6 protein-coding genes are annotated in these 7,070 nt (G+C 47.7%); all 6 read left to right on the top strand.

Features of this window, described 5'->3' with window-relative positions; genetic code table 11:
* On the top strand, nucleotides 1–384 hold a 384-nt coding region (locus B6V72_RS19465; RefSeq protein ID WP_240497767.1), incomplete at its 5' end, for a hypothetical protein.
* On the top strand, nucleotides 314–1,558 hold the full coding sequence (locus tag B6V72_RS18700; protein WP_088736344.1) for a DNA cytosine methyltransferase: 1,245 nt from the start codon (nucleotides 314–316) through the stop codon (nucleotides 1,556–1,558). The genes B6V72_RS19465 and B6V72_RS18700, both read left to right, overlap by 71 nt.
* Nucleotides 1,533–4,073 (top strand): ATP-binding protein, encoded by a 2,541-nt coding sequence (locus B6V72_RS18705; protein ID WP_088736345.1) that lies wholly within the window; start codon nucleotides 1,533–1,535, stop codon nucleotides 4,071–4,073. Before B6V72_RS18700 ends, B6V72_RS18705 begins: the two co-directional genes overlap by 26 nt.
* A complete protein-coding gene (locus B6V72_RS18710) occupies nucleotides 4,070–5,809 on the top strand; it encodes a DEAD/DEAH box helicase family protein (protein ID WP_088736346.1) in 1,740 nt (579 codons plus the stop codon). Before B6V72_RS18705 ends, B6V72_RS18710 begins: the two co-directional genes overlap by 4 nt.
* Nucleotides 5,810–5,812: 3 nt before the next feature.
* A complete protein-coding gene (locus tag B6V72_RS19085; RefSeq protein ID WP_146696234.1) occupies nucleotides 5,813–6,526 on the top strand; it encodes a hypothetical protein in 714 nt (237 codons plus the stop codon).
* A gap of 115 nt (nucleotides 6,527–6,641) precedes the next feature.
* Nucleotides 6,642–7,067, top strand: a complete 426-nt coding sequence (gene vsr / locus B6V72_RS18715) for a DNA mismatch endonuclease Vsr (protein WP_088736347.1) — start codon at nucleotides 6,642–6,644, stop codon at nucleotides 7,065–7,067.
* Nucleotides 7,068–7,070 lie beyond the last annotated feature (3 nt).

Here is a 7,070-nt window from a genome sequence, read left to right on the forward strand (position 1 = left end):
CTTGGTGAGGATATCGAAGACAGCCTTCCCCTCTTCGTTCAGACCTTCACGGATCGTCTGCTGCTCCTCTTCAGTGAGGTCTTCGGCCAGTTTCACCAGTGCCAGGAAGAACGCTTCGGCATTCTGGCTTTCGTTGTTGTAGCTGTTGATCAGCTTCTGGAAACGGTCACGGAAAACGGCTTTCGCGCTAGATGGTTCGAACCAGCTAACTCATTGCGCCAAGCTTACATAGGCTCTACTGATACTTGTAGCCCAACAAGAGCAAGCGTTACGGATGCCGAACCTATACCTAGAGCAACGATAGCGGCTAGTGATGAAAGATCTCATGAACTCTCAAGAACCAAAGATAAGGCAAACAGAACAAACGGCTTCGAGTTCGTTTGATTTTCCAATACTTTCATTTTTTACGGGAGCCGGCTTCTTAGACATGGGCTTCAAGAAAGCCGGATTTTCGGGAATCTGGCACAACGAGTATTCAAAAGACTTCGTGAGAGGCTTTGAGTTTGGAATGAACTCAATGGGTGCCACGGGATCTGATGCCGTGATCCAGTCAACAAATTCAATTGTCGATGTTGGCCCGAATGAAGTCATGAGATCAGCCTTTGGTGTTGGAGGAAGACCTTCATGTTTTGGTATGATAGGAGGCCCGCCGTGTCCTGATTTTTCTGTCGGTGGAAAGAACCGTGGTTCTAGTGGCGAAAACGGAAGGCTAACTGAAGTATACGCAAGGCGAATTGTAGAAATTGAGCCAACATTTTTCTTGCTGGAGAATGTTCCTGGCTTGCTTAGAACCAGGAAGCATAGAGAATTCCTGACAACAGTGGTTGAGAGATTGTCCGAGACATACCTGTTGGACATGAGAATTCTCAACTCATTGCAGTTTTCTGTCCCGCAAGATCGTGAGCGAGTTTTTTTGATTGGGCTGCAAAAAAAATGGCTTGCCAGAAATGGTTTTGAGGACCTGCGGGCGAGATGTGCGGACGATTTGATATCAAATGCGAGGATCGCCGGATACTCAAAGTCGCGTGGAGCAACCAATCATTGGTTTCCTTGGGAAAGGTTGCAGACCCATCGCAACCCAAAGGAAGACTTCTCGTGGCCAGCGACAGATGACTTTGGTTCTTACCCAGTCAAACCCGCTGCGCCAGAGGAGCTCATGGTTGGCCCGGCATTGACCAACGGCCCAGACGTTTTGTCGTTACCAAATGGAAACGAGTTCTTTGTTCCCTACTCCGATAAGTTCAAAGCGATTAAGGAGGGGGATGTTTCGCGAAAAAGTTTCAAGCGCCTACACCGATGGCGTTACAGCCCAGCTGCTGCGTACGGAAACAATGAAGTACATCTGCACCCGTGGGAGCCGAGGCGACTATCGGTAAGGGAGGCGATGCGAATTCAATCCGTCCCCGACGAGTATTCGTTGCCGAAGGAAATGACGCTTTCCGCGAAATTCAAAACCATTGGCAATGGTGTGCCAGTCAAACTTGCCCATGCTGTAGCCACGACGATGAAGATTACCCTAGAAGAAGTGCAAAATGGCCGTTTTCGACCTTACTCCTGATCCAAAAGTACTCGTCGCATTAACACACACGCCAATGACACCGCTCGATGCGTTGTGTGAGCTTGTAGACAATGCGCTGGACTCTTTTCGATCAAGTAACATTCGGGGTGAAGAGATTGCCTCACCTCTGGTTTTGATTAGCCTTCCGAAACTGGCTGAAGTTGACAGGGGAGACGGCGTTCTTCGGGTCAGGGACAATGGTCCTGGCATGGCCATAGAACATGCAGAGCGGGCCCTTAGAGCGGGGTTTTCCGGCAACAATTCATATGACAGCCTCGGTCTTTTCGGTATGGGGTTCAACATATCGACTGGCAAGCTTGGACGTCGCACAAGGTTTCTTACTGCTCAGAAGGGAGATGCAAAGGCCCTAGAAGTTATCGTCGACCTCGATAAGATCATCGCCGCTAAAAGCTATGAAGTGCCTGTAAACGAAGTCGAGAAGCCATCCGGTTTTGAACACGGAACTCTAATCGAAGTATCAAATTGGTGGCCTGAAGGAAGCGCCAATGCAAAGTTTGTAAGGCGCTTAGTCCAATATGGCATGCCGGTGCTTCAGCGTGAGATTGGGCGCAGATATGCGACCATTTTGAGAGGTGACCTAAAGACGCGAGGTTTTGCAGCTCGAATCAATCTGAATGAAACTGATTGTGTTGGCTATGAACACTGTGTCTGGGATGACAAACGGTACGTAAAGCACAGAACTCTAGATAAAATACCTGCCGTACTTCGTTTCAACGAAGTTGCTGGATCTCAAGTTAGGTGCCTGGAGTGTACAGCACTCGTAGAGTCGGGACAGTCGGTGTGTCCAGCTTGCGGTTCTTCATCTCTAAGGACTATTGAGCAGCGGGTTCGTGGCTGGGTTGGCATTCAGAGATTCGATGACAGTCAAAATTTCGGAATTGATTTAATTAGGAACGGGCGAACGATACGAGTCGCAGAGAAAGCAGCCTTTTTTGAATTTACGGATGAATTCAAAAACACCATCAAGGACTACCCGATCGACCAACAATTTGGGCGAATAGTAGGCGAAGTTCATTTAGACCATGTTCCTGTGGACTTTCTGAAACAAGATTTCCAGAGGACGACGGGCGAATGGGCAGATGCCATGCGTATTGTTCGAGGCGAAAGCTCATTGCAGCCAAAGCAGCCGAACGCCGAATTTAATACCAGCCCTTTGTATAAATTGTACCAGGGTTACAGACGGGTGAGAGACTTTGGAACGCGTGACATGTACATGGGATACTGGGACGAATCCAAGAATGCGCCCAGTAGAATTTCGCGCGAGATCGAAAAAGAATACTATCAAAAGTTCCTAGCAAAGGAGCCAGGATTTTACGACGACTCTGAATGGTGGAAACTGGTAGAGAAAGCAGACACAAAGCCTATTGAAGACTTGATTGAGTGCCCTGAATGCAGCTCTCAAAACCTGGCTTCCGCCATCCAGTGTAGCGTTTGCGATCATGTGCTAATCGGAAAAGACTGTATTAACTCTGAATGCGGTGCTCGGCTTCCCGCTAATGCAATGGATTGTCCAGAGTGCGGTACTTCGCAAGTATTGGAAACGAAGGAGCCTTGGCTCTGCAAAGTTTGTGGGACGAGAAACACGTCAGGAAAAACCGAGTGCTCTAATTGCATGTTCCCGGAAGGAACTCCAAGCTTCCTCGATGAGAACGAACTCCTTGCGTCCTCAAACAAGAATGATGAGCTTTCGATGGCGGCCTGCTCCGTACGACTTGCTGACGGCAGCAACAGCGATCCAATTGATGTTGATGTTTATGCGATGAAACGCCCCATAAGTGTTTGGGGGCGAGACGACAGCATTCCTCTGCATGTTGCCGCCAGAAGCTCAAAGATCAATGTTTTCATAGATCTAACACATGAACTATTTTCGCAGTTCGGCTTGTCGCCACAACAAGCAATTGCTGGTCAAATCGCTGGTCAAATTCATCGCTCGTACGGCAGACTTACGGGTAGTCACCCCGAACTCCATACTGTCCCAATAATCTCTTGGGAGATCCTCAATAGGCGGTGGCGGGATGTGCTGAACTCATCGTCCGAAAAAACTGAAGAGGAGATTTTGAGCTTCTTTGGTGAGGTGAAAGAAAGGATTCGAACGAATATGGCTCATTATTCGGTCGATTTATATGACGAACTCCGGGAGCTCGATAGAAAGACACTCGTCAACGCCTTGCTCGACAATGGGATTGATCCAGCCGACTTGAGCAAAATGAAGGAAACGGGTTCTTTTGTTGAATACTTGTCGATTGATGCGCTTGTACATTTGATTGATCGCCAAGCTGAGCTGTTTCTGGATGGAAGAGTATGGGACTGGTCAACGGAAGTAAGCTCAGAGATCAGCAAAACGGAAGCGGAAAAGATTACTGCTGCATTCGTGGATCAGCTGCAAAACTGGATGAATGACGTACTCCTATTTCACTCTTCGCAGAAACCTTCGATTGAAGAGGCAAAGAGAACTCGTCTCTCTCTCAAGCTGCTTCGAAAGAGATTGGTTTGAACAAAGACACTACTCCTTTTTTTACGGCCAATGATCTTCTCTCTGGTACGTGGCAGAATCTAGAGCGCTGCGTCTGCAGGCTGTTGATCTACGAGGGATACGAGAATGTTCGTCTCGTTGGCGGATCAGGAGATATGGGCGCAGATGTCATCGCGACCAAAAATGGGAAAAGATTTGTATACCAAGTTAAACACTGGAAAAAGCCCGCTGGTACTATTGCTATCGACGAAGCACTAAGAGCGATGCGCTTCTACGACGCGGATGTACCGGTTGTCGTGGCAATTTCAGGTTTTGATAGCGTCGCGAGATCTAGACAACGCGAACTTTTGACGTCCAGGACACCGTTGCAGCTTGTTGATGCAGCAGCTTTGGAGCAGAGGGCTAGAAGGCTGAGTCCAGAGATCCAAACAAGAAAGGCTAGGAAGTACCAGGAACCGATCATACAAGCCGTTCGAAAGTCTTGGGTCGATGGGCAAAAGCGAGGCCTGGTCGTGATGGCGACAGGCTTGGGCAAAACATTCACTGCCGCGGAAAGTATTAGACGCATCGCTGAAGACGGAAAAATTAGAACGCTCGTCTTAGCTCATACGAACGAACTGGTGTACCAACTGGAAAAGGCTTTCTGGCCATTCTTGAGACACGATCAACGTACTGTGGTTTGGAATGGCCGAGAGAAGCCAAGCTTTCAAAGCATGAGTGATGCGGATTTTGTCTTTGCATGCCAGAGGTCGGTCGCTCTTCATCTCCGAAGCTTCCGGGATGTACCGGACTTTGACTTGGTGCTCATAGACGAGTGTCACCATGTCGGCGGCGAGATGTATCTGGAAATCATTGAGCGCCTCGATGCCGGTAAATCTCACGGCCCATATCTTCTAGGATTAACCGCAACACCTTGGAGACCAGACAGCTTTGAGATTGAGAAGATGTTTGGATCACCACTGGCAACTGTTGACATGGTCCATGGCCTGAAAAATGGTTTTCTCTCTAACGTTGACTACAGGATGCATACCGACAACATAGATTGGGAGAGGCTGACCAGCCTTGAAGGCGACAGATTTTCGCCAAAGCATATTAATCGAACACTCTTTATCACCGAATGGAATGACGCAGTAGTCGATGAGCTTAAGAAGCTCTGGAGCGAAATCGAGAGACCACGTGCAATTGTCTTTTGCGGCACAATAGATCACGCAATTACTATGCGAGATAAAGTAAATTCGCTTGGTTTCTGCGTCGCCGAAGCGTTGTACTCTAACTCTTCAGGGTATGGAAAGATCTCGCCTGCACAACGCAATAAGATCTTGTGTGATTTTCACGATGGTTCTGTACAGATTCTATGCGCTGTAGATATCCTCAACGAGGGCATTGATGTGCCGGATGTAAATATTATTGTTTTTCAGAGAGTTACGCACAGCAGGAGAATATTCGTTCAGCAACTGGGACGAGGGCTAAGAATTAGCGACACAAAGAAGGAGGTCGTTGTTCTGGACTTTGTGAGTGATATTCGGAGGTTTGCTGCAGGTTTAGACCTGCAAGACAAATTGAACACCGCTGGATCTAAGACTCCTGTAACAGTCAGCATCAACAATCGAGTGACTTTTCGACGAGTTGGTGGAGATGATGAGCGATCAGCAGAGTTCTTGCGGCAGTGGCTTGAAGATGTGGCAGCGATAGAAGGATCTTCAGACGACGCATCTGTTCTTCGATTTCCACCATCATTCCCAGATGGCAAGGGATAAACAATGAGACAGCTTAATCAGGTTCTTAAGGACATCGAGGCACTCATTGGTATGACGCTGAACAGCATTCGCCCAGGAGCAAATCTTCAGGTGCTAGACGTTGATTATGATGGTGAGCGTGTGCTGGTTGAAACGTCAACGGGGAAGACACAAAGTCGAAGTTTTTCAGAGCTTCAGTCAATCCTGGATTTTCTGAACCGAGAAAATATTGTTCATGTAGAGACTGCTCTGAAAGGGTCAGGAAGCAGCAGAAACCAGCCTGAAACACTGTTGGCGAACTTGCCGTACATTGAGTATGCATACATCAACCGAAAAAAGCACCTTGTCCTGAAGGATGCCTATACTCATCCCCCAGGTACAATACAGCAAATGGATTTGCTCGAGGCAAAGCAACTTCTGGACCAAATTCAAGACAAGGCAAACAGGCTGCCTCAGCAAATTATCGTAACGAACGATTTGAAGAGCACCGCTGATGTTTTGCGGAATTTGGGTGGAAAAGTTTCTGCTCTAGGTCAAGCCGCGTATAGTGTAGACTTTGAAGCCGGATGCATTTGGATTACACGCAGTGATGTGCTCAATACTTCGCAGATTGGCTCTTTTACACTGCTAGAAGCTACTCCGACGGACCAATCCGTCTGCGTAGGTGAGCTTGCAGGCTTCAGATTTTATGAAGAAGGCGCATTTATTCTTACCTTAACAGAAAGAACTTCTGAGTGAGCTCATAGGGAGGCGCAACTGTCTCAGAGGTTTCGCGTTATTTGGGAGGGCTTTTCGGTTAGGATATTGCTTCGATTTATCTCATCGACGTACTGACATCAGGGTACTTTTTATCATGGACAAAATCTCCCGAAAAAAGCGTTCTGAGAATATGAGGCGTATCAAGTCACAGAACACCCGTCCTGAGATGATAGTCCGTAGGCTTTGCCACGCTTTAGGTTATCGCTATCGCCTTCATCAAACTAACCTGCCAGGTAAACCTGACTTAGTTTTTTCTCGCCGAAGAGCGGTTGTTTTTGTGCACGGTTGCTTTTGGCATCAGCATCCTTGCAAGGATTGTGCCGACAGCAGAAGACCAAAATCCAACACCGATTTCTGGAATACGAAGCTCGATAGAAACGTTGAGCGGGATGCACAGACTATTGCAGGATTGAAGGAAGATGGGTGGAATGTGCTCGTAGTTTGGGAGTGTGAAACTAGAGATGTTGAAAGCTTAAAGGTTCGTTTAATCAATTTTTTGGGCAGTGTTCGAGTAAGCTAGAAC

Origin of the sequence: Thioclava sp. F34-6 (genome assembly GCF_002213235.1) — a bacterium.
GTDB classification, from domain to species: domain Bacteria; phylum Pseudomonadota; class Alphaproteobacteria; order Rhodobacterales; family Rhodobacteraceae; genus Thioclava; species Thioclava nitratireducens.

Excerpts from the sequence above, each read along its gene's own strand:
- B6V72_RS18700 (WP_088736344.1), top strand. The coding sequence starts at position 314 with ATGAAAGATCTCATGAACTCTCAAGAACCAAAGATAAGGCAAACAGAA.
- B6V72_RS19085 (WP_146696234.1), top strand. The coding sequence starts at position 5,813 with ATGAGACAGCTTAATCAGGTTCTTAAGGACATCGAGGCACTCATTGGT.
- vsr (WP_088736347.1), top strand. The coding sequence starts at position 6,642 with ATGGACAAAATCTCCCGAAAAAAGCGTTCTGAGAATATGAGGCGTATC.
- B6V72_RS18705 (WP_088736345.1), top strand. The coding sequence starts at position 1,533 with ATGGCCGTTTTCGACCTTACTCCTGATCCAAAAGTACTCGTCGCATTA.